The following is a 23,614-nucleotide window of genomic DNA, read 5'->3' on the forward strand; positions in this document are numbered from 1 at the left end:
GCCGGGCGATTACTCGGCCGGCTCCGATCCGCCCAGCGCCTTCATCAGATGCGCATGGAGGTTGAACGGCCGGCGGCGCGACTTCACCCGGACGTAGTCCCCCGAGGGCTGCTGCTGCCAGGCCAGTTGGTTGTCGCGCAGGGCGAAAGTGAAGGATTCGTCGATCACCCGCTTCTTCAAGGCCGGATCGAAAATGGGAAAGGCGACCTCGACGCGGCGGAAGAAATTCCGGTCCATCCAGTCGGCCGAAGCCAGGTAGACCATGTCCTGGCCGTCGTTCAGGAAGTAGAACACCCGCGAATGTTCGAGAAAGCGCCCGACGATGGAGCGCACGGTGATGTTGTCCGACAGTCCCGGAACACCGGCCCGAAGCGTGCACACGCCCCGGACCACCAGGTCGATGCGCACACCCGCGCGGCTGGCCTTGTACAGTTCCTCGATCACCGACGGCTCGAGCAGCGAGTTCATCTTGGCCATGATCCGCGCCGGCTTGCCCGCGCGCGCATGCCGCGCCTCGCGGCGAACCAGCGCCACCATGGTTTCGTGCAGCGAGAACGGCGCCTGCAGCAGGCACTTGAGGTGGCGGCGCGCGCCCAGCCCGGTCAATTGCGAGAAGATCTGCTCCATGTCCTCGCACATGCGCGCGTCGGCGGTGAACAGGCCGAAGTCGGTGTACAGGCGCGCCGTGCTGGGATGGTAATTGCCCGTGCCCAGGTGGCCATAGCGGCGGATCCTGCCGCGCTCGTGGCGCAGCACCAGGGCCATCTTGGCGTGGGTCTTGTGGCCGACGACGCCGTAGACCACGTGCGCGCCCACCTCTTCCAGGCGCGCGGCCCAGTTGATGTTGGTCTGCTCGTCGAAGCGGGCCATCAGTTCCACCACCACGGTCACTTCCTTGCCCGAGCGCGCGGCCGCCAGCAGGAGGCGCATCAATTCGGAGTCTTCCCCGGTCCGATAGATGGTCTGCTTGATGGCGACCACGCTGGGATCGGCCGCCGCCGCGGTCAGGAAATCGATGACGGGCTGGAACGACTGGTAGGGATGATGCAGCAGCCGGTCCTGCTCGGCGATGGCCTTGAAAAGCTCGTCCGGCGTCAGGTTGCGCTGGTCGAAAGGCGCCGGGATGGCCGCGCGGAACGGCGGGAACTTCAAGTCCGGCCGGTTGATGCCGTTCACCAGTTGCATCAGCCGCGCCAGGTTGACCGGGCCATCCACCCGGTAGGCGTCGGCCGGCGTGAGCAAGAACTCCTTGAGCAGGAAGCTCTCGAGCTCCGGCGGACTGGAGTCGGCCAGCTCCAGCCGGACGCCGTCGCCGAAATGCCGCTGGGTCAGTTCCCCCTGCAGGGCCTGGCGCAGGTTGGTGATTTCCTCGTCATCGACGAACAGATCGCTGTTGCGCGTCAGGCGCCACTGGTAACAGCCATCCACCGTCATGCCCGGGAACAGGTCGCCCACGAAGGCCTGCATGAACGAGGTCAGCATGACGTAGCCGTGCGGATGGCCCGACAGCTCGGGCGGCATCTGGGTCAGGCGCGGCAGCGCGCGGGGTGCCTGGACGATGGCGATGGCGGCGTTGCGGCCGAAGGCGTCGCGGCCCGACAATTGAACGGCGAAGTTCAGGCTCTTGTTGAAGACACGCGGGAAGGGGTGCGCCGGGTCGAGTCCGATCGGCGTCAGGAGCGGCATGACGTCGAGCCGGAAGACCTCGTGCGCCCAGGCCCGCTGCGCCGGCGTCCAGCTCTGCGCCATGTGCAGCACGATGCCCTCGGCCTGCAACTGCGGCAACACCTCGCGGTTCAGCAGGGCATACTGGCGCTCGACCAGGGCGCGGGCGGCCTCGGACACGCGCAGCACGACCTCGGCCGGGGTCCGGCCGTCCAGGCCGCGCGCCCCGGGATTCTGCCGCACCTGCTCGTGCAGGCTGGCCACCCGGATCTCGAAGAATTCGTCGAGGTTCGAGGCAACGATGCACAGGAAGCGCAGCCGTTCGAGCAAGGGGGTCTTGTCGTCCTCGGCCAGGGCCAGTACCCGTTCATTGAACTTGAGCAGGGCGAGCTCTCGATTCAGGAACAGGTCTTTGGCAGGCAATCTGGCAACCATGGGATATCCGCAAAAATGGGGGGGAACGAAGCTGAGAGGGTTATTTTTGCGTCAAAATGATGACTACCTTATGACAGTGCAACCATTCTGTCATCGAAGCGCCTTATTCTTGCAGTTCGCCCCCCATCTTTCCATTCCATGACTCAATTGCTTGCCGCCGTCGATCTTGGCTCCAATAGTTTCCGCCTCGTGATCGGCCGCGTGGTCGACGACGGCGGGACCGTCCAGATCTACCCGGTCGACCGGCTCAAGGAAACCGTGCGGCTGGCGGCGGGCCTGCAAGCCGACAAGACGCTGGACACCTCGACCACCGATTTCGCCCTGCAGGTGCTGCGCCGCTTCGGCGAACGCCTGCGCAGCTTTCAGCCCGAACGCGTACGGGCGGTGGCGACCAACACGTTCCGCGTGGCGCGCAACGTCAACGAGTTCCTGCCACTGGCGGAAGAGGCCCTGGGTTTTCCCATCGAAGTCATCGCCGGCCGCGAGGAAGCGCGCCTCATTTTCTCCGGTGTTTCGCACTCGCTGCCCGCCTCTCCGGCCAAGCGGCTCGTGGTCGACATCGGCGGCGGTTCGACCGAATTCATCGTCGGCCGACGCTTCGAACCCGAGTTGATGGAGTCGCTGTACATGGGCTGCGTCAGCTTCAGCCGCACCTATTTTCCCGACGGCATCGTCGACGCCCATGCCATGAAGCAGGCCGAGATGGCCGCCCGCCGCGAGATCGAAGTCATCGCCAGGCAGTATCGCAAGGCCGGATGGCAGGAAGCCTACGGCTCCTCGGGCACGAGCAAGGCGCTGGGCGCCATCCTGACCGAATCCGGCTTCTCGGAGTCCGGCATCACGCGGCGCGGCATGGACAAGCTCAAGGACAGGCTGATCAAGGCCGGTACGGTCGAACGCGCGCAACTGGCGGGTATCAAGCCGGACCGCACCTCGGTGCTGCCCGGGGGCCTGGCCATCATGAGCGCGATCTTCGACGAGCTGGGCCTGGACATGATGCGTACGGCCGATGGCGCCTTGCGCGTGGGCGTGCTGTACGACCTGGCCGGCCGCGACGCCTCGCTGGACAAGCGCGACGATACGGTGCGCCAGTTCATGAGCCGTTACAAGGTGGACCGCTCCCAGGCGGCGCGCGTCCGGCAGACGGCGCTGGAACTGTTCAAGCAGCTGGTGCCCATCCCCGCCGACGAACACCAGGAATTGACCCGGGTACTGGGCTGGGCCGCCGACCTGCACGAGATCGGCCTGTCCATCGCCCACAACACCTATCACCGGCACTCGGCCTATATCCTGGAACACGCCGACATGCCGGGCTTCTCGCGCCAGGACCAGGCGCTGCTCGCGATGCTTGCGCTGGGCCATCAGGGCAAGCTGGCCAAGCTCCAGCACCTGGTCAACCATCACGAACAGTGGATCGCCATCCTGTGCCTGCGCCTGGCCGCCATCCTCTATCGGCGGCGCGAGGACATCGCCGCGCCGCCGGTCAAGGTGTCGGTCAAGGGATCGTCCATCATCGTCAAGACCGACGCGGCCTGGATGGGCGCCCACCCGCTGACCGACTTCACGCTGCGCGCCGAGGAATCAGAATGGCGCAAGGTAGGATTCACGTTCGAGCTGCTTGAGCTCTGAACGCAGGCGCCGGGTCAACCGGCGCAGCACCCTTACTCCTGTGCGGCGCAGCCGTCGCGTCAACCGCAAACGCCCGCGCCGTGTTCTCGACGGGCGCGGGAACGCGGCCGCCAGGCGGCCACGCGACACCGCGGACCTCACGAACGCCTCGAAACCTGGGACTCCAGCCCGAAGTGCCGGCGATAGCGGTCGTCCAGCGCGTCGATGGACAGCAGCATGGGGAAATCGGCCGTGTTGAAATCGGCATCCCAGGCTGGCTCACCGCATACACGGGCGCCCACCTTCAGGTAGCCCTTGATCAGCGGCGGCACACGGGTCGGCAGATTGCAGTCCAGGCGCTCGACAGGCAGCCGGTGCAGCGGCTGCACGCGCAGGTCGCGGGCCTGTTCGATGTCGGCCACCACCGAGCGGTACACCCCCGCCGCGGTCGCGCCGTCGTCGCGCAGGCTGACGCTGGCGCAGCCGAACACGTAGCGTTTTCCGGTACGGCGCAGGAACTCGGCCAGCCCGGACCACAGCAGCATGATGACGGCGCCGCTGCGGTAGTCGCGGTGGGTGCACGAGCGGCCGAATTCGACCAGCTCGCTGCGAATGGCGCCCAGGCCGGACAGATCGAACTCGGATTCGGAATAGTAGCCGCCGGCCTGGCGGGCCTGATCGGGCCCCAGGATGCGGTAGGTGCCAACGACCCGGCCAGTATCCAGTTCGCGCACGATGAGGTGTTCGCACCAGGCGTCGAACCGATCCTCGTCGATACCGTCGATGGCGGTCGGGAACACGGCCCCCATGTCTTCGGTGAACACCTCGTAACGCAGGCGCTGGGCTTGCCGGACCTCTTCCCAGGAACGCGCCAACCCCACCACCAGGCCGGGGGACTGGACACCGCCATGAAGTTCGTCCGCAAGGCTGCGACGCGCTTCGATGCGGGTGAATTCGAGCATATGCACACTCCTTGACAGGTAAGTCGAGTGTCGGTGCTTAGCGTTTCACGTCTTTGACAGAATAATGACGGTACCATGAATCGACAACAAGGCCCGCGCCCGCATCTGGAAACGCCTGCTTACGAAAAGAGCCTCCCCCTGCGCGCTTCGCGCCCCCCCAGGGGGCGATGCGAGCGGACTGGCGAAGCCAGATCCGCCGCATCCTGCGGTCTGCGTGGGGGGCTTCCCCTCAAACGAACTCGGGATTGATGACGGCCCGGATCACGACCTGGAAGTCTTCGTCCCGCTGGCGGCGGGCGAGCCACCACAGGCCGCCTTTTTTCAGGCTCCAGGGCAGGTCATCGCCGGCCAGCAGGGTGCTGGCCACGCGTCCCAGCGTGGGCTGGTGCCCGACGACCAGCACCGACCGCGGCGACAGGGGCCAGCCCGTGGCGGCCAGCACGTGGGCCGGCGCGGCTTCGGGCGCCAGGTCCGGCACGACGGTGTAGTCGCAGCCGAGGGCATCGGCGGTCTGGCGCGTGCGCACGGCGGGACTGGCCATGACCAGCAGGTCGGCCGGGGCATGGGCCCGAAGCCACGCGGCGACGGCCTCGGCCTGCTTGTGTCCGCGCCGCGTCAACGCGCGCTGCAGGTCGTTCGGGCCGTCTTCGGCCTCGGCGTGGCGCCAGAGAATCAGGTTCATGGACGATGCTTGCATGGTCATAATCAAGGATCCCGATTGTGCCCGCGGGGCATGACTGGCGATTGACAGGAGCGCCGCCCCCGGGCGGCTAGCGCAGACTGGCGGAAAGGACATCCAGGCAATCGTCGACCAGGGACTCGTCAGCCGCCTCGACCATCAGACGCAGCTTGGGTTCGGTTCCCGACGCCCGGATCAGTACCCGCCCGATCCCGTCCAGGCGCCGCTCGACCTCTTCCCGCGCCCCGGCCAGCCCCGCATGCTCGTGCCAATCCACGCCCGGCGCGAGCGGAATATTGACCAGCTTCTGCGGATACAGCCTGAGCGGCGCCAGCAGCTCGGCCAGCGACTTGCCCTGGCGACGCACCGCCGCCAGGACCTGGAGCGCGGCCATGGTACCGTCCCCGGTGGTGTGACGGTCCAGGCACAACACGTGGCCGGAGCTTTCGCCGCCATAGAGCCAGCCTTTCTTGCGCAGCATGGCCAACACGTAGCGGTCGCCAACCGCGGCGCGCGCGAAAGGCACCCCCAGGTCGCGCATCCGGTGCTCGAACGCCAGGTTGGTCATCTGCGTGCCGACCACGCCCGCCACCGGTCCGGCCAGCAGGCGGTCCGCCACGATGGCGTACAGCAGTTCGTCGCCGTTGTAGCGCCGGCCCTCGCCGTCGACCATCAACACGCGGTCGGCATCGCCGTCCAGCGCAATGCCCAGGTCCGCCCTCTGCGCCTGCACCGCCTCGGCCAGCGCGTCCAGGTGCGTGGCGCCGACGCCGTCGTTGATGTTCATCCCGTTCGGCGCGCAGCCTATGCAGGTCACCGTAGCCCCCAGTTCCTCGAACACGGCGGGCGCCACGTGGTAGGCCGCGCCATGGGCGGCGTCGATCACCAGCCGCATGTCCGACAGGTCGAGATCGTTGGGGAAGCCGCTCTTGCAGAATTCGATGTAGCGGCCCGCCGCATCCGTCAGGCGCTTGGCGCGGCCCAGCTTTTCGGACGGCACGCATCCGACGGGTTCGCCCAGCGCGGCTTCGATGCGCAGTTCGACCTCGTCGGCCAGCTTCATGCCGGTGGCCGAGAAGAACTTGATGCCGTTGTCGAAATAAGGATTGTGCGAGGCACTGATCACGATGCCGGCCGACAGGCGCAGCGCCCGGGTCAGGTAGGCGATGGCCGGCGTGGGCATGGGGCCGGCTAGCAGGACGTCGATACCTGCCGCGGACAGCCCCGCCTCGAGCGCCGATTCCAGCATGTAGCCGGAGATGCGCGTGTCTTTCCCGATCAGGACGACCGGCCGCCCTCCCTCGCGATGCTCGGCCGTCAGGACGCGCCCCGCGGCATACCCCAGGCGCAGCGCGAACTCCGCGTTGATGACTTTTGATCCTACCTTGCCCCGAATACCATCGGTTCCGAAATACTTGCGTCGTCCAACCATCCTGGATGGCCCCCTGTTTGTTGTTCTTGTCCGCGCGACAGGCGCGCGGCGATCATTCGTTCCAGGCCCGCACTGCGTGCCAGACCTTCAAGGCATCGACCGTGGCCGCGACGTCGTGGACGCGGACAATGGCCGCGCCGCGCTCCACCGCGGCCAAGGCCGCCGCGATACTCCCGGCCACCCGTTCCCCAACAGGCTTGCCGGTCACCGCCCCGATCATGGTCTTGCGGGATACGCCGATTAGTAGCGGATATCCCAACGCGCCGATAGTGGGCAAACTACGCATGAGCCGGTAGTTGTGGGCGGTGGTCTTGCCGAAGCCGAAGCCCGGGTCCAGACAGATCCGCTCGCGCGCCACGCCCGCCGCCACCAGGCGCTCCGCGTGTTCGCGCAGAAAAGCGGTCACATCGCCGACCACGTCGCCATAGGCCGGCGCCTGCTGCATGGTGCGCGGCTCGCCCTGCATGTGCATCAGGCACAAGCCGCTCGCCCCCTGCGCCACCGCCTCGATCGCGCCCGGCTGCCGGAAACCGTAGATGTCGTTGATCATGTCCGCGCCGGCATCCAGCACCGCCCGCATCACCGCCGGCTTGAAGGTATCCACCGACAACGGCACACCGCACTCCCGCAGCGCCTCGATCAACGGCAACAACCGCGCCAGTTCGTCCTCCAACGACACCGGCGCAGCCCCCGGCCGCGTCGACTCACCTCCGATATCCAGCATGTCGGCCCCTTCCGCGACCAACTGCCGCGCATGCGCGATCCCCGCATCCAGCGCCAGATTCTTCCCCCCATCGGAAAACGAATCCGGCGTGACGTTGATGATCCCCATGACCATCGGCCGGGAAAACTCCAGCGAAAAACGACCGCACTGAAACCGAGGCGGAGTGTCGGAATGAGTCGACCCAGAATCCTGCATGAATAGTCTCGCCATGAAACGGCAAAGGGCGGCCAAAACGCCGCCCTCCCCCGCCGGTTGTTCCCCCTGGGCACAGCGGATCCGGCTCCGCCGGTCCGCCAGTGCCGCCCCCTGGGGGGCGCGCCCGAAGGGCGTAGGGGGGCCCCTACGCCACCGCCGTCGCGTTCTGCGCGACGCCGCCGGTGCTGGGCGGCGTGCTGGGCGGCGCGCCGGCCGAATCCGAGACCTTGGGCGGCCGCGGGGGACGTCCGTCGACGATGTCGTTGATCTGGTCGGCGTCGATGGTTTCCCACTCGAGCAGCGCCTTGGTCATGGCTTCGACCTTGTCGCGGTTGTCTTCCAGGATCTTGCGCGCCACCGCGTACTGCTCGTCGATGATGCGGCGGATCTCGCCGTCGACCTTCTGCATGGTCGCCTCGGACACCTGGGTCGTCTTGGTGATGCTGCGGCCCAGGAACACCTCGCCCTCGTTCTCGGCATAGACCATGGGGCCCAGCGAGTCGGTCATGCCGTAGCGGGTGACCATGTCGCGCGCGATCTGGGTCGCCCGCTCGAAGTCGTTCGAGGCGCCGGTGGTCATCTGGTGCATGAAGACCTCTTCGGCGATACGGCCGCCGAACAGCACCGCGATGGTGTTCAGCATGCGGTCCTTGTCCATGCTGTAGCGATCGCCCTCGGGCAACTGCATGGTCACGCCCAGCGCGCGGCCGCGCGGGATGATGGTGACCTTGTGCACCGGATCGGTCTTGGGCAGCATCTTGGCGACGATGGCGTGGCCGGACTCGTGGTAGGCGGTGTTGCGGCGCTCTTCCTCGGGCATGACCATCGAGCGGCGCTCGGCCCCCATGATGATCTTGTCCTTGGCCTTTTCGAAGTCCAGCATGTCGACCGTGCGGCCGCTGCGGCGGGCGGCGAACAGCGCCGCCTCGTTCACGAGGTTGGCCAGGTCCGCGCCCGAGAAGCCGGGCGTGCCGCGGGCCAGGATGGTGGCGTCGACGTCGGACGACACCGGCACCTTGCGCATGTGGACCTTCAGGATCTGTTCGCGGCCGCGGATGTCGGGCAGCGGCACCACGACCTGGCGGTCGAAGCGGCCCGGACGCAGCAACGCGGGGTCGAGCACGTCGGGCCGGTTGGTGGCGGCGATCACGATGATGCCCTGGCCGGTTTCGAAACCGTCCATTTCCACCAGCATCTGGTTCAGGGTCTGTTCGCGCTCGTCGTTGCCGCCCCCCAGGCCGGCGCCGCGCTGGCGGCCGACGGCGTCGATTTCATCGATGAAGATGATGCAGGGGGCATGCTTCTTGGCGTTCTCGAACATGTCGCGCACACGGGCCGCGCCCACGCCGACGAACATTTCGACGAAATCGGAACCCGAGATGCTGAAGAACGGTACCTTGGCCTCGCCGGCGATCGCGCGTGCCAGCAAGGTCTTGCCGGTACCCGGCGAACCCACCATCAGCACGCCGCGCGGAATACGGCCGCCGAGCTTCTGGAATTTCGACGGATCGCGCAGGAAGTCGACCAGTTCCTGGACGTCTTCCTTGGCCTCGTCGCAGCCCGCGACATCGGCGAACGTGACCGTGTTGGAATTCTCGTCCAGCATGCGCGCGCGCGATTTGCCGAAGTTGAACGCGCCGCCGCGCCCACCTCCCTGCATCTGCCGCATGAAGAAAACCCAGACGCCGATCAGCAGCAGCATCGGGAACCACGAGACGAAGATGCTCATGAAGAGCGAGGGCTCTTCCTTGGCCTTGCCCGACACCTGGACGCCGTACTTCATCAGGTCGCTGACCAGCCAGAGATCGCCGGGCGAGGTGATGCTGTAGGGACGACCGTCGCTGGGCGTGACGCTCAGCACGTCGCCCTGGATGTCGACTTTCTGGATGCGCCCGGCCTTGGCCTCCTCCATGAACTGGGAGTAGGACACGGTGTCCTGCGGGCGGGTGCGGCCTTCGAACTGCTTGAAGACCGTAAACAGGACAAACGCGATCACCATCCAGACCGCGACTTTGGAGAACATATTGTTCAAGGTCGATCTCCTACTTGATTGCCGATCGGTCGACCTGCCGGGAAAACCCCGGCCCGATCGGACACACTAAGTCCGATTCTACTATTGTCAGCCGCCGGGACTCTTCAACCCCACCCCGACGAGAAAGGTCTCGGAGGATTTGTCCCGCGACGCCTTGGGCTTGCGTTCCACCACCCGGCGGAAAGTCTGCTTGAAACTCTGCACGATCTGGGAAAAGCCGCTGCCGTGGAAAGCCTTCACGATCAGCGCCCCGTCGGGCTTGAGGTGCGCCTGCGAGAACTCCCTCGCCAGATCGCACACGTGCTGGATACGCGCCGAATCCGCGGCACCGACTCCCGATAGATTGGGGGCCATGTCCGAAATCACAAGGTCCACCGGCTGGCTTCCCAGCAGGGCCTCGAGCTGGCGCAGCACCTCTTCCTCGCGGAAATCGCCCTGGATGAACTCCACCCCGGCCACCGGCTCCATGGGAAGCAGGTCCAGGGCAATGATCCGTCCCCGTATCGTACCCTGCGGGCCGGCCAGGCGCTCGCGGGCGACCTGGGACCAACTGCCGGGCGCCGAGCCGAGATCGATGACCACATCGCCCGGCTTCATGAGCTTCTCGGTTTCCAGGATCTCCGTCAGCTTGAAGGCGGCACGGGCACGGTATCCCTTCTGTTGCGCGAGCTTCACATAGGGATCGTTGATGTGCTGGTGCAACCAGTTCTTCGAAAACTTGTTTTTGGCCATATCTGCCCGGTCACCCGGGTCGGTATCGGTTCAAATCAATGCGGCATCGCCGCGCTATCCGGAGCATACTGCGGACTCGCCATCGCGCCGTCGGCCCGGCTCCCGTACAATCTCGACATGCCAGTCCTAGACATCAATTCGACACTGCGCAGCGCCCTCCGGGCCGCTGCCCATCCGCTCAAACCGGTCGTCCTCATCGGCGACAAAGGCCTGAGCGACGCCGTCCTGCAGGAAATCGACCGCAACCTCTCGGCGCACGGCCTGATCAAGGTCCGCGCCGGCGGCGAAGACCGCGCCACGCGGGACGAACTGCTCTACCAGATCTGCGGCGAGCTTTCGTGCGCGCCCGTCCATCATCTGGGCAAGGTCTTCATCCTGTACCGCCCGACCGAGCGCGATCCCGACGCGGCCGACCTGCTGGGCGCCCGCAAGCCCAAGTCGGACGTGTCCACGCTGGGTACCGGCGCGCGCAAGGCCAATGAAGCCCATCTGCCCAAGAAATCGGCAGTCGCCGGCAAGCCCGCGGCGCCTGCCCGGCCCCGAGGGGAGCGTCCGGCACGCGGCGAGCGCGACGACGGGCCGATGACCGCCCGCGAACGCTATCTGGGCACCGACAAGCGCCAGCGGCCCTCCATCCACGAGGAAACCGGCTCGCGCCGGGGCGCCGCGCGCACCACGCCGGCCCGCCGCCCCGCCGGCCTGGGCTCCACGCTGGGCGCGGCCCGCAAGACCGCATCGGGCAAGCCTGCCGCCAAGCGCGCGGGCAGCGCGCTGTCGCTGCGTGCCGGCGCCCGCAGCCGCCCGGCGGAAAGCGGTCAACGCACGACGGCCACCAGCCGCAAACCCAGAACCGCCACCAAGAAGTAAAGCACGCTCGACACCCCGTGCCAGGTCCCGAAATCCGCCCAGGCGGGTACGGCCTGGCCGGCGGCGATCAAGGCCCGTCCGTAATCCATCACGGGCCGGGTGCCGAAATACCCCAACCCCACTCCCACGGCCATGACCAGCACGGTGCGGCGCCCCGCCGCACCCAGCGGCAACCCGCGCCCCAGCCGGTCCAGCAGCAGCATCAACAGCACCACCACCAGCCCGCCATAGGCCAGCAAACGGAACAACGACCCCGCCGTCGCCGCCGCGCGCATGGGCTCGAGCTGCGAAAACAACAGCGGCACCACCAGAAGCCCGATCGTCCAAAGCGCCCCACACCACAGCGCCGCCAACAGCCGCACCACCGTAGCCATCAATCAGCCTCCAGGGCAACAACACATTCAAACAAAACCCACAGCCCTGCCCCAATCCCGGGATGCGGTGGATCCGGCTCCGCCGGTCCACCCGCATCGCCCCCTTGAGGGGGCGCCCGAAGGGCGTGGGGGTGGGCTTCCCTTCCGGTTCACCCGCATCGCCCCCTGGGGGGCGCGCGTCAGCGCTCAGGGGGTAACAGATCAGGGGGCCTAGATATACCGGACGTCCAATACTTCGTATTCCCGGATGCCCGACGGCGCCTGCACCTCGGCCACGTCGCCGACCGACTTGCCGATCAATGCCCGGGCGATGGGACTGGACACCGAGATGAGATTGGACCGGATGTCGGCCTCGTCGTCGCCGACCACCTGGTAGGTGACCCGCTCGCTGGACTCCAGGTCCTCCAGGTCGACCGTCGCCCCGAACACGATGCGGCCATCCGCATCGAGCTCCAGCGGGTCGATGATCTGCGCATTCGACAACTTGGCCTCGAGTTCCTGGATACGCCCTTCGATGAAGCCCTGTTTTTCCTTGGCGGCGTCGTATTCGGCGTTCTCGGACAGGTCTCCCTGGGCACGGGCATCGGCGATCGCGGTAATGACGGCGGGGCGCTCCACCGTCTTCAGGCGGTGCAGTTCCTGTTTCAGGCGCTCGGCCCCGCGCACGGTCAGCGGAATGGCAGCCATGTGTACTTCCTTTACGTCTGTTGGATTTCCCATCCCCGCGACAGCGCGAGCTGGCGCCTGCCGCGCCGGGAGCACGGCCAAGGATGGAGAAGTGAAAAATAAAACCCCGGCTCGATCAGGAACCGGGGCGATCCGTATGAATTGTCCGCAAACTTGCGCAAACGCGCAAGCCTCGGCCCCGCGGCCCACCCGCACAACCAAGGGTTAACACCTAGAAAATTACAGCACCGGCAGATACCGCATCCCCGGGAATATCGCCGCCGACCCGGGATATACCTTCGTATATCCCGGCTATCCGCCCTGTCGGCAATCCGCTCCCATCGGCATCTGGCCCCCGCCCTGGACCGGCTGGCACAATCCGATCCGGTTTTCCGCTCCCCTGGCGCCAGCCCCGGCCGGCCCGGCTCCCCTGAACACGAAGCATGGACCCCGCCCCGACAAGACCCGCCTCCGTTTCATTTCACCCCATCCGCCCCCTCGCCCCGGAGGACGCTTCTCGCCCGAACGCCTGAACACGCTCCGCGGCCCGCCCCAAGGAGCTTCTCTTGCTGTTCACCCCCAACCGCCGCCTCCGCGGCGACGCGCACGACCGCCGGCCGACGGCTCGCCACCTGCGCGCCTCCCTTGTCCTTGCCTGCGCAAGCATCGGCCTCGGCGCCTGCCACCCGGGCCCCGAAACAGCCGACGCCACGCCCCCCATGCTGGTCCGGGCCGGAGCACGGATCCAGGTCCCCGAGGGGTCCCCCCTGCGCGCGCAGCTGCGGACACGGGAGGCGCGGGCCATGATGGCGGCTCCCCGCATCTACGCCCCCGGCATCATCGAAGCCGTTCCCGACAAACTGGCGCGGATCTCGGCGCCCCTGTCCGGACGCATCCTTGCGCTACCCCGGGGATTGGGCGATGCGGTCAGGCAGGGCGATGTCCTGTTCACCCTCGATTCGGCGGAATTGAGCACGGCCCGGGGAGAGCTGGCGAAAACCCGCGTCGTCCTGCTCCAGGCCCGACGCGAACTCGACAGGCAGGCGCGACTGTTCGAGGCCGAGATCACGCCTCGCCGGGAATACGAACTGGCTCAATCGGCCTACGCCCAGGCCGAGTCCGATTCCCGCGTCGCCGCCGCCCGCCTGGCGCAACTCGGCGTGACCGGCCAGGGAAACGACCACGAATACGCCATGCGCTCGCCGATCTCCGGGCGCGTGGTCGAACTGCGCGGCGCGCCAGGCGTTTACTGGAATGACCTCAACGATCCCGTCATGACGGTCGCCGACCTGAGCATCGTCCACCTGTCCGCCGCCGTCTCCGAACGGGACATCGCCGCCGCGTTCCCGGGCCAGAAGGTGCGCATTTCGCTCCAGGCCTACCCGGAATCCGATATCGAGGGGACCGTGAAGTACGTCGGCGAGATGCTGGATCCCGATACGCGTACCGTGAAAGTGCGCATTGCCATCGACAACGCCGACGGCCGCCTCAAGCCCGGCATGTTCGCCCAGGTAGTCCTGGCCGGCCCGGCCCGGCGCGTCGTGACCGTTCCCGCGTCCGCCCTGCTGCAAGGCGGACTCTACACGCGGGTCTTCGTCGAACGGGCCCCGTTCGAATACGAGCCGCGGACCGTCACGGTGGGAGCGACGGAAGGGGGGAACGCGGAAATCCTGTCCGGCCTGGACGCGGGTGAACACGTCGTCGTCGAAAACGGGGTGGTGCTCAATGATTGAACGATTCATCACTCTGTGTTTCCAGCGCCGCGCGGTGGTCTGGATCATCTTCGCGCTGGTGGCGCTGTACGGCTGGCAATGCTGGCGCCAGCTTCCCATCGAGGCCTATCCCGACATCGCCGACGTCACCTCGCAGGTGGTCACCCAGGTACCCGGACTGGCCGCGGAGGAAATCGAACAGCAGATCACGATTCCGCTGGAGCGCGAGCTTCTGTCCACCCCCGGCCTGCAGGTGCTCCGCTCCAAGAGCACGTTCGGCCTGTCCCTGATCGTCGTCGTCTTCCGCGACGGCGTGGAAGGCTACTGGTCGCGCCAGCGCCTGCAGGAGCGCATAGACGGCATAGGCCTGCCCCACGGCGCGCGCCCCGAACTGGATCCGTACACGTCCCCCATCGGCGAGATCTACCGCTATACCCTGGAATCGCCCACGCGCGACTTGCGCGAACTCTCCGACCTGCAATTCTGGACGGTCATCCCGCGCCTGAAGCAAGTCCCCGGCATCGTCGACGTAGCCAACTTCGGCGGCCTGACCACCCAGTTCATGCTGGAGCTGGACCCCGCCCGGCTGGTCCAGTATGGACTCACGCTGCAGGCGGTCAAGGACGCGATCACGGCCAACAACGGCAGCGCCGGCGGCAGCCTGATGAATCGCGGGGAACAGGCCTACGTCATCCGCGGGGTCGGCCAGATCCAATCGCTCGACGACATGGGCCGCGTCGTCGTGGCCGAAAAAAACGGAACGCCCGTGCTGGTCAGGGATCTCGGCCGCCTGAGCCACGGCAACGTCGAGCGCCGCGGACTGCTGGGCAAGGACGACAACCCCGACTCCATCTCCGGCATCACGCTCCTGCTCAAGGGAGAACAGGCCGCGCAAGTCATCCAGGGCGTCCACGCGGCCGTGCGCGAACTCAACGAACGCCTGCTGCCGCGCGACGTCAGGGTCGTTCCCTACCTCGACCGATCGAACCTGATCGACGCGACCACCCGGACCGTGGGCAAGACCCTGCTCGAAGGCGTGGTGCTGGTCGGCCTGGTTCTCATGCTCGCGCTGGGCAGCCTGCGAGCCGCGCTGATCGTCGCGGCGACGATTCCGCTTTCCATGCTCGCCGCCTTCATTTTCATGCACCACCTGGCTATTCCGGCCAACCTGCTGTCGCTGGGCGCGATCGATTTCGGCATCCTGGTCGACGGCGCCGTGGTGTTGGTCGAGAACATCTTGCGCCGGCGCGAAGAACGGGAAGGACGGCCGCTGACCGCCGGCGACGCCATCGCCGCCACCCTGCAGGTGGCGCGCCCCATTTTCTTCGGCATGGCCGTCCTGGTGGTCGCCTATCTGCCGCTCTTCTCGCTGGAACGCATCGAGTACAAGCTGTTCTCGCCGATGGCGCTCGCGGTGGGCGCCGCGCTCATCGGCGCGCTGCTCGTGGCGATGGCCCTGATCCCCGGACTTGCCTTTCTCGCCCTGCGCAAACCACGCCGCACGGTGCGCAACCGGCCGCTGGAATGGCTGGCACGGCGCTACCGCGCGTTCCTGTCCCGCCGCCTGGACGGGCCGCGCTGGCCGCTCGCGGTCGCGGGCATCGCCCTGGCGGGCGTGGTCGCCCTGGGCGCCACGATAGGCCGGGATTTCCTGCCTTACCTGGACGAAGGCTCCATCTGGCTGCAAGTCACGATGCCTCCGGGCCTGACCCTGGAGAAGGCCGGCCGGATGGCCACCGAACTGCGCCGCGCCACGCTCGAATTCCCCGAGGTCTCCCACGTGGTGACCCAGACCGGCCGCAATGACGACGGCACGGACCCGTGGACTTTCTCCCACATCGAGGCCAGCGTCGGGCTCCATCCGTATTCCGCCTGGACGTCGGGCATGACCAAGCAGGCGCTCATCGCCAGGCTGGACGCCCGCTACAAGCAGATTCCCGGGATCAAGGTCGGCTTCATGCAACCCATGATAGATGGCGTGCAGGACAAGCTGGCCGGCGCCCACAGCGACCTGGTGGTCAAGATCTACGGCGACGATCTCGAAGAGCTGCGCCGTATCGGGCGCGCGGCCGTGGCCGTCCTGGAGCAGATCCCCGGGGCCGTCGACGTGGCGATCGACCAGGAACCCCCGCTTCCCAACCTGAAGATCGAAGTGGACCGGGCCGCTGCCGCGCGCTATGGCATCAACGTGGCCGACGTGAACGACCTGCTGGCCACCGGCATAGGCGGCGCCCCCATCGGCCAGGTGTATGTCGGCGAAAAACGCTATGACATCGCCGTGCGTTTTCCCGAGGCGGTGCGCAACGACCAGGGCGCCATCGCCGGGCTCATGCTGACCGCCGCCAACGGCGCCAGGATACCTCTCGCGCAACTGGCCTCGATCCGCACCGTGTCCGGCGAAAGCACGATCACGCGGGAGGGTTCGCGCCGCCACCTGACCGTCAAGCTCAACACCCGCGGCCGGGATCTTTCCGGTTTCCTGGCCGAAGCGCGCCCCGCCGTGGAAGACGCTGTCTCGTACGACCGCCACCGCTACCAGATCGAATGGGGCGGCCAGTTCGAGAACCTGAGCCGGGCCCAGGCCCGCCTCGCGCTCATCCTGCCCGCCACGCTGGCGCTGATGCTGGTGCTGCTGTTCGCCGAGTTCGGCAATTTCCGCCATCCCGCGCTGATACTTCTGGCCGTCCCGCTGGCCGCCCTGGGCGGCCTCGCGGCGCTCCACCTGCGCGGCATGACGCTGAACGTTTCCAGCGCGGTCGGTTTCATCGCCTTGTCCGGCGTGGCCGTGCTCAACGGCGTGCTGATGCTGGCACAGATCAACCGCCTGCGCCGCGAAGAAAGCTTGCCGCTGCGGCAAGCCGTCCTCGAAGGCGCCCACAGCAGGATGCGCCCCGTCCTGGTCACGGCGACGGTGGCGGCCTTCGGGCTGATGCCCGCCATGCTGTCCACGGGCCTGGGCAGCGACGTGCAACGGCCGCTGGCGACCGTGGTCGTGGGCGGCCTGGCAAGCGCCACCTTGCTGACGCTGGTACTGCTGCCCGCCCTCTATTACCTGACGGAACGCGGGTTCGAGGCCATCGCCCGGCGCACCTCGGCCACGCACGATACCCCCACCGCCATGCAGGACTCCCAACCATGAAAAAGACGCTCGCCATCACGGCCCTGCTGCTGGGGAACGCGGCGGCGGCCCAGGCGCCGGCCACCCCCGCCGCCCCGCCGCTGACCTTCCTCCAATACCTGGATGCGGTCGAAACATACAGCCTGGCGCTGGCCGCCCAACGGGAGTCCATCGCCGCCGCCCGGGCGGGCGTGTCGATCGCCGGCGTGCGGCCCGATCCGGTCCTGACGATGGGCATGGGGCCAAAGGAGTTCAGCAGCGAGGTTCGCCCCAAGCCCAGGCCGGGCAAGACCATAGGGGTGGAGTGGACGATAGAAACCGCCGGCAAGCGCGGCAAGCGCGTCCAGGCGGCGGAAAGCGACGTCCGGCTGGCCGAGGCCTCGGCCGAAGGCGTACGCCACCAGGCCTATGCCGACGCGGCTGCCGGCTTTGCCGAAGCATGCCGCGCGCGCGACGCCCTGGTCCGCCAGGAGGCCTCGCTCCAGGCGCTGTCGGACGTGGTCAAGGCAAACGAGACCCGCCTGCGGGCGGGCGACGTGGGTGGCCTGGAACTGCTGCAATCGCGCACCGAGCGGAACCAATTCGAAGCCAACGTGGTGCGCGCGCGCGCCCAGGCCGATGCCATGCGGATAAACCTCGCGCTGCCCCTGGGCCGCCCCTTCGACGCGCAGTTCAGGGGCCAGGGCCTGCAATGCGGATTCTCCGCCTATCAACCCGCCGGCCTGGCCACGCTCGTGGAGACCGCCATGCTCGAACGCGACGATGTCCGCATCGCGCTCGCCTCGCTCGAATCGGCCCGGGCCTCGGCGGAATTGCAGCGGGCCAACCGCTACGTCGATCCGGTCGTCGGCGTGAGCTACGGTTACCTGCCGCGCGGACGAGACGGTTTCGGTGCCGACGGCCAGCCCGTGGACGCCTCGCCGCGCTCCAATACCGTCTCGCTGTCGCTTTCCATCCCCCTTCCCTTCTCGCGCCTCCAGCGCGGCGAATTGAACCAGGCCGAAGCGTTGGTCACCAAAGCCATGCTCGATCTGCAGGATACGCGGCTGCGCGCGGCGGCGGAGATCCAGGCCGCCCACCTGCGGTTCATGGCTGCCCGGGATAACCTGGCGCGCTACCGCGACTCCGTGCTGGCCGATTCCCAGCGCGTGCTCGAAGGCATCCGCCTGTCCTACCGGAACGGCGCCGCTTCGCTGCTGGAATTGCTGGCCGCGCAGAAATCGGCGGACGATGCCTACCTGGACTATCTCCAGGCCCGGGCCGACCTGGCCGCCGCGACGGTCGAACTGCAATTGAGCGCCGGCCTGCGGCCGGTCCTGTAGCAGCGCCGCAACCGGTATCATCACCCCCAGGGCAACGCCGCGCATCTGTTCCAGGAAACCCGCCCATGCGTCTTCCGCTCGATTTCCGCCGCCTGGCCTGCCTGACGGGGCTGCTGGCCAGCATGGCGGCCATTTTCATCGCCGATACCATGACGGATTACGCCGTCGCCGCCTCGGCCCTCTACCTCGTCGTCATCCTGGCCGCGGCGCGGCTGCTCGACATCCGCGCCATCGCGCCCCTGACCGCCGGCTGCATCGCCCTGACGGTGCTCAGTTTCCACCTGACCCCTTTCGGCGAATACCGGGTAGGAGTCATCAATACCTGCATCAATATCGTCATGCTCGTCGTCACCGCCTACCTGGTGGCCCGCACCGAACGCGCCCGGTCCGCGCTTCAGGAGGCCCAGGCGCGCCTGACCCTGATCTCCCGCGTCACGAGCCTGGGCGAGTTGTCGGCCTCGCTCGCCCATGAGGTCAACCAACCGCTGGCGGCCATCGCCACCAGCGGCCACGCCTGCCTGCGCTGGCTGGACCAGGACCCTCCCAACCTCGATAAGGCCCGGCAGGCCGCCCAGCGCATCCTGGACGACGCCCGGCGGGCCGGCAGCATCGTCGACCGGATCCGCAGCCTGACCCGCGGCGAGCGGCCCGATCGGCACGCCTTCGACCTGAACGCCGCCATCCTCGAAATCGTCGCCCTGTCGCGCGACAAGCTGTCGCGCCATGCGATCACGCCGCTCTTCGGGCTGGGAGATGGACTGCCGCCCGCGCTGGCCGATCGCGTGCAGATCCAGCAGGTATTGATGAACCTCATGCTGAACGCCATCGAAGCCCTGCAAGGCCAGCCGCTCCCCAACCGCCAGATGCATCTGGATTCGAGCCTGGAAGGCGGCATGCTCGTCTTCGCCCTGGCCGACAACGGCGGCGGCTTTCCCGGAGGCGAAGACCCGGACCGCCTGTTCGAACCGTTCCACACCACCAAACAACGCGGCATGGGCCTGGGCCTCGCCATCAGCAAGACCATCATCGAAGCCAATGGCGGCAGGATCCGGGCCGAGACGAACCCGGCCGGCGGCGCCACCTTCCGGTTCACGCTGCCGGTGGCCGAGGAGGAGGCACGATGAACACCGCGGCATCCGCGCCCTCTTCCCAGGAACCCGTGGTCTACGTCGTCGACGATGATCATTCGGTACGCGCCGCGCTGGCCGACCTGCTCGCATCGGTCGGGCTGCGCGTCCGCGACTACGGCTCGACCGGCGAATTCCTGAGCCACGGCCTGGAGGACGCGCCGGGCTGCCTGGTCCTGGACATCCGCATGCCGGGACAGAGCGGCATGGATTTCCATCGGCAGATGGCGGAACGGGGCATCGACCTGCCCACCATCTTCATTACCGGTCACGGCGACATCGCCATGGGCGTCCAGGCGATGAAGAACGGCGCGATCGAATTCCTGACCAAGCCATTCCGCGAACAGGACCTGCTCGACGCCATCCACCACGGAATAGAGAAGGATCGCGCCCGGCGGCACGAACATGCCGGGCAGCGCGCGCTCGAACGCCGCTGGGCGTCGCTGACGCCGGGCGAGCAAGGCGTCGTCCGGCTGGTCGTGCGGGGCCTACTCAACAAGCAGATCGCCGCGCAGCTGCACCTCAGCGAAGTGACGGTCAAGGTCCGGCGGGCCCAGGCCATGCGCAAGATGGAAACCCGCACGCTGGCCGACCTGGTGCGGATGGCGCAGAAACTGGGCCTGTAACCCCGCGCGCCGCCACGTCCGGACAGCCCCGCGGCGGCGCCCCGTTCCGGCGCCACCGCGGGCGGCATGGGAAGGGGCGGATCGCCGCGCCGGAACGCTACGCCAACGAGCGGTGCAATTCCTGCAGCGAGTACACCTGCAGGCCCGCGCCCTGGCGCATGTACTGCATGCCCTCGACCGCCGCCCAGGCGCCCGCCACCGTCGTGTAGTAGGTGACGCGCGAAGCCAGCGCCGAGGTCCGGATGGCCCGCGAATCGGCGATCGCGTTGCGACGCTCTTCCACGGTGTTGATCACCAGCGCGATCTCGCCGTTCTTGACCATGTCGACGATGTTGGGCCGGCCTTCGGTGACCTTGTTGACGATCTTCACCGGGACGCCCGCGGCCTCGATGGCGGCCGCGGTGCCGCGCGTGGCGACCAGCGAGAAGCCCAGGCTGTGCAGCCCGCGCGCGACCGCGATGACCTTGCCCTTGTCTTCGTTCTTGACGCTGATGAAGGCGGTGCCGCTTTCGGGCAGGCGCACGCTGGCCGCCAGTTGCGACTTCACGAAAGCCTCGCCGAAACTGTCGCCCACGCCCATCACCTCGCCGGTGGACTTCATCTCGGGTCCGAGAATGGTGTCCACGCCCGGAAACTTGACGAACGGGAACACCGCTTCCTTGACGGAGAAGTACTTGGGCACGACCTCCTCGCCCAGGCCCTGGTCGTCGAGCGACCGGCCGGCCATGGCGCGCGCGCCGATCTTGGCCAGCGGCAGCGAGGTCGCTTTCGAGACGTACGGCGCGGTCCGCGAGGCGCGGGGATTCACTTCCAGCACATAGACGGTGCCTTGCTGGATCGCGAACTGCACGTTCATCAGGCCGACCACGTTCAACGCGCGGGCCATCAGGCCGGTCTGGCGCTTGATTTCTTCGATCAGCTCGGCCGACAACGAGTACGGCGGCAGGCAGCAAGCCGAGTCGCCCGAATGCACGCCGGCCTGCTCGATATGTTCCATCACGCCGCCGATGAAGACGCGCTTGCCGTCGGACAGGCAGTCCACGTCCACTTCGATGGCGTCGTTCAGGAAACGGTCCAGCAGCACGGGCGAGTCATTGCTGACCTTGACCGCTTCACGCATGTAGCGCTCGAGGTCCTTCTGCTCATGCACGATTTCCATCGCCCGCCCGCCCAGCACGTAGCTGGGGCGCACCACCAGCGGATAGCCGATGTCCTGGGCATGCGCCAGGGCTTCGGCCTCCGTGCGCGCGGTGCGGTTGGGCGGCTGGCGCAGGCCGAGCTTGTGCAGCAGCTTCTGGAAACGCTCGCGGTCTTCGGCGATGTCGATGGATTCCGGGCTGGTGCCGATGATGGGCACGCCGTTGGCTTCCAGCGCCTTGGCCAGCTTCAGCGGCGTCTGGCCGCCATACTGGACGATCATGCCGACCGGCTTTTCCTTGTCGACGATCTCGAGCACGTCTTCCAGCGTGAGCGGCTCGAAGTACAGCCGGTCGGAGGTGTCGTAGTCGGTCGAGACGGTTTCCGGGTTGCAATTGACCATGATGGTCTCGAACCCGTCCTCGCGCAGCGCCATGGCGGCGTGAACGCAGCAATAGTCGAACTCGATGCCCTGGCCGATGCGGTTCGGTCCGCCGCCCAGCACGATGATCTTCTTCTTGTCGGTGGGATTGGCCTCGCACTCTTCCTCGTAGGTCGAGTACATGTACGCCGTATGCGTGGCGAACTCGGCGGCGCAGGTATCGACGCGCTTGTAGACCGGACGCACGTCGTACTGGTGGCGCAGCTTGCGCACCTCGGTCTCGGTGGTGTCCAGCAGATAGGCCAGGCGGCGGTCGGAGAAGCCTTTGCGCTTCAACTTCCAGAAGGTGCTGCGGTCGAGATCGGCCAGCGTCTTCTTCTCGAGCGCCAGCTCGATGTCGACGATTTCCTTGATCTGCGCCAGGAACCACGGATCGATGTGGGTGAGCTGCTGCACTTCCTCGAGCGAGAAGCCCTGGGCAAAGGCATCGCCCACGAACCAGATGCGCTCGGGACCGGGCTCGCCCAGCTCGACTTCGATGCGCTCGCGGTCGGTGGTCTTCTGGTTCAGGCCGTCCACGCCCACTTCCAGGCCGCGCAGCGCCTTCTGGAACGACTCCTGGAAGGTCCGGCCGATGGCCATCACCTCGCCCACGGACTTCATTTGCGTGGTCAGGTGGGCGTCGGTCTGCGGGAATTTCTCGAACGCGAAGCGCGGCACCTTGGTGACCACGTAGTCGATGGTGGGCTCGAACGAGGCAGGCGTCGCGCCGCCCGTGATGTCGTTGCGCAGCTCGTCCAGCGTATAGCCGACCGCCAGCCGGGCCGCCACCTTGGCGATGGGGAAACCCGTGGCCTTCGAGGCCAGCGCCGACGACCGCGACACGCGCGGGTTCATCTCGATCACGATCATGCGGCCGTTGGCCGGATTGACCGCGAACTGCACGTTCGAACCGCCGGTGTCCACGCCGATCTCGCGCAGCACCGCGATCGAGGCGTTGCGCATCAGCTGGTATTCCTTGTCGGTCAGCGTCTGCGCCGGCGCGACCGTGATGGAGTCGCCGGTGTGGATACCCATGGGATCCAGGTTTTCGATGGAGCAGACGATGATGCAGTTGTCGGCCTTGTCGCGCACGACCTCCATCTCGAATTCCTTCCAGCCGACCAACGACTCCTCGATCAGCAGCTCGCTGGTGGGCGAGGCCTCCAGGCCGCGGCGGCAGATGGTCTCGAACTCCTCGGCGTTGTAGGCGATGCCGCCACCCGTGCCGCCCAGCGTGAAGCTGGGCCGGATCACGACCGGGAAACCGCTGGTGCCGGTCAGCTCGGCGATGCGGCGCTGCATCTCCCAGGCCTCGTCCATCGAGTGCGCGACACCCGACTTCGCCGATTCCAGGCCGATGCCCGTCATCGCGTCCTTGAATTTCTGGCGGTCCTCGGCCTTCTCGATCGCGTGAGCGTTGGCGCCGATCAACTCCACGCCGTACTTGGCCAGCACGCCGTGCTTGTCGAGGTCCAGCGCGCAGTTCAGCGCGGTCTGCCCGCCCATGGTGGGCAACAGCGCGTCAGGGCGCTCTTTTTCGATGATTTTCTCGACGACCTGCCAGGTGATGGGCTCGATGTACGTGACATCGGCCGTTTCCGGGTCCGTCATGATCGTGGCCGGATTGCTGTTGACCAGGATCACCTTGTAGCCCTCGGCCTTCAGCGCCTTGCAGGCCTGCGCGCCGGAGTAGTCGAATTCGCACGCCTGGCCGATGACGATCGGGCCGGCGCCGATGATGAGAATGCTTTGAATGTCTGTACGCTTGGGCATGACG

Annotated in this window: 17 protein-coding genes; 7 read left to right on the forward strand and 10 right to left on the reverse strand. The window is 67.2% G+C overall.

All coding sequences use genetic code 11. The annotated features are described in order from the left end of the window. Positions 1-9 precede the first annotated feature (9 nt). Complete coding sequence (gene ppk1 / locus AC1Q6E_RS15410; RefSeq protein ID WP_152800135.1) at positions 10-2,100, reverse strand: polyphosphate kinase 1; 2,091 nt, start codon at positions 2,098-2,100, stop codon at positions 10-12. Between the two features lie 138 nt (positions 2,101-2,238). Here ppk1 and ppx point away from each other — a divergent pair, with 138 nt between their 5' ends. Beyond that, positions 2,239-3,729, forward strand: coding sequence for an exopolyphosphatase (gene ppx, locus AC1Q6E_RS15415; protein WP_152800136.1), 1,491 nt, complete (start codon positions 2,239-2,241; stop codon positions 3,727-3,729). A gap of 137 nt (positions 3,730-3,866) precedes the next feature. Here the strand turns inward: ppx and AC1Q6E_RS15420 are convergent, their stop codons facing one another. The 6 genes from AC1Q6E_RS15420 to AC1Q6E_RS15445 form a co-directional block, all read right to left on the reverse strand. After that, complete coding sequence (locus AC1Q6E_RS15420) at positions 3,867-4,670, reverse strand: GNAT family N-acyltransferase (protein ID WP_152800137.1); 804 nt, start codon at positions 4,668-4,670, stop codon at positions 3,867-3,869. A gap of 229 nt (positions 4,671-4,899) precedes the next feature. Continuing rightward, a complete protein-coding gene (locus tag AC1Q6E_RS15425) occupies positions 4,900-5,352 on the reverse strand; it encodes a histidine phosphatase family protein (protein WP_152800207.1) in 453 nt (150 codons plus the stop codon). Between the two features lie 88 nt (positions 5,353-5,440). Further along, positions 5,441-6,781 (reverse strand): phosphoglucosamine mutase, encoded by a 1,341-nt coding sequence (gene glmM / locus AC1Q6E_RS15430; RefSeq protein WP_152800138.1) that lies wholly within the window; start codon positions 6,779-6,781, stop codon positions 5,441-5,443. Positions 6,782-6,833: 52 nt separating this feature from the next. After that, entirely contained in the window at positions 6,834-7,700 is an 867-nt protein-coding gene (gene folP / locus AC1Q6E_RS15435) for a dihydropteroate synthase (RefSeq protein ID WP_152800208.1), read from the reverse strand. A 145-nt stretch (positions 7,701-7,845) separates the two neighbouring features. Continuing rightward, positions 7,846-9,732 carry an ATP-dependent zinc metalloprotease FtsH gene (gene ftsH, locus AC1Q6E_RS15440; RefSeq protein ID WP_152800139.1) on the reverse strand — a complete coding sequence of 629 codons (1,887 nt, stop codon included), beginning with the start codon at positions 9,730-9,732 and terminating at the stop codon, positions 7,846-7,848. A gap of 87 nt (positions 9,733-9,819) precedes the next feature. Continuing rightward, positions 9,820-10,464 carry an RlmE family RNA methyltransferase gene (locus AC1Q6E_RS15445; RefSeq protein WP_152800140.1) on the reverse strand — a complete coding sequence of 215 codons (645 nt, stop codon included), beginning with the start codon at positions 10,462-10,464 and terminating at the stop codon, positions 9,820-9,822. A 117-nt stretch (positions 10,465-10,581) separates the two neighbouring features. Here AC1Q6E_RS15445 and AC1Q6E_RS15450 point away from each other — a divergent pair, with 117 nt between their 5' ends. Next, positions 10,582-11,331 carry a YhbY family RNA-binding protein gene (locus AC1Q6E_RS15450; RefSeq protein WP_152800141.1) on the forward strand — a complete coding sequence of 250 codons (750 nt, stop codon included), beginning with the start codon at positions 10,582-10,584 and terminating at the stop codon, positions 11,329-11,331. Here AC1Q6E_RS15450 and AC1Q6E_RS15455 read toward each other — a convergent pair. Together AC1Q6E_RS15455 and greA are read right to left on the reverse strand one after the other, a co-directional pair. Continuing rightward, positions 11,280-11,705: a DUF4149 domain-containing protein gene (locus AC1Q6E_RS15455; protein WP_152800142.1), complete on the reverse strand. Its 426-nt coding sequence runs from the start codon at positions 11,703-11,705 to the stop codon at positions 11,280-11,282. The two genes, AC1Q6E_RS15450 and AC1Q6E_RS15455, sit on opposite strands and share 52 nt — an antisense overlap. A 210-nt stretch (positions 11,706-11,915) precedes the next feature. Continuing rightward, positions 11,916-12,392: a transcription elongation factor GreA gene (gene greA / locus AC1Q6E_RS15460; RefSeq protein WP_152800143.1), complete on the reverse strand. Its 477-nt coding sequence runs from the start codon at positions 12,390-12,392 to the stop codon at positions 11,916-11,918. Positions 12,393-12,937: 545 nt separating this feature from the next. Here greA and AC1Q6E_RS15465 point away from each other — a divergent pair. The 5 genes from AC1Q6E_RS15465 to AC1Q6E_RS15485 all read left to right on the forward strand — a co-directional run bounded on the left by AC1Q6E_RS15465 (position 12,938) and on the right by AC1Q6E_RS15485 (position 20,276). Next, positions 12,938-14,104: an efflux RND transporter periplasmic adaptor subunit gene (locus AC1Q6E_RS15465; protein WP_152800144.1), complete on the forward strand. Its 1,167-nt coding sequence runs from the start codon at positions 12,938-12,940 to the stop codon at positions 14,102-14,104. Next, the gene (locus AC1Q6E_RS15470; RefSeq protein WP_492573059.1) at positions 14,097-17,222 is read left to right on the forward strand and encodes an efflux RND transporter permease subunit; all 3,126 of its coding nucleotides are present in this window, start codon (positions 14,097-14,099) and stop codon (positions 17,220-17,222) included. Before AC1Q6E_RS15465 ends, AC1Q6E_RS15470 begins: the two co-directional genes overlap by 8 nt. Further along, positions 17,219-18,523 carry a TolC family protein gene (locus AC1Q6E_RS15475; RefSeq protein WP_492573060.1) on the forward strand — a complete coding sequence of 435 codons (1,305 nt, stop codon included), beginning with the start codon at positions 17,219-17,221 and terminating at the stop codon, positions 18,521-18,523. Before AC1Q6E_RS15470 ends, AC1Q6E_RS15475 begins: the two co-directional genes overlap by 4 nt. Positions 18,524-18,588: 65 nt before the next feature. Continuing rightward, on the forward strand, positions 18,589-19,647 hold the full coding sequence (locus AC1Q6E_RS15480) for an ATP-binding protein (protein WP_152800147.1): 1,059 nt from the start codon (positions 18,589-18,591) through the stop codon (positions 19,645-19,647). Next, positions 19,644-20,276 (forward strand): response regulator transcription factor, encoded by a 633-nt coding sequence (locus AC1Q6E_RS15485; RefSeq protein WP_492573061.1) that lies wholly within the window; start codon positions 19,644-19,646, stop codon positions 20,274-20,276. The genes AC1Q6E_RS15480 and AC1Q6E_RS15485 overlap by 4 nt, the downstream gene beginning before the upstream one ends. A gap of 97 nt (positions 20,277-20,373) precedes the next feature. Here the strand turns inward: AC1Q6E_RS15485 and carB are convergent, their stop codons facing one another. Next, positions 20,374-23,610 (reverse strand): carbamoyl-phosphate synthase large subunit, encoded by a 3,237-nt coding sequence (carB, locus tag AC1Q6E_RS15490; protein ID WP_152800149.1) that lies wholly within the window; start codon positions 23,608-23,610, stop codon positions 20,374-20,376. Positions 23,611-23,614 lie beyond the last annotated feature (4 nt).

Source organism: Pigmentiphaga sp. MLSB6-MA01 (genome assembly GCF_058793475.1).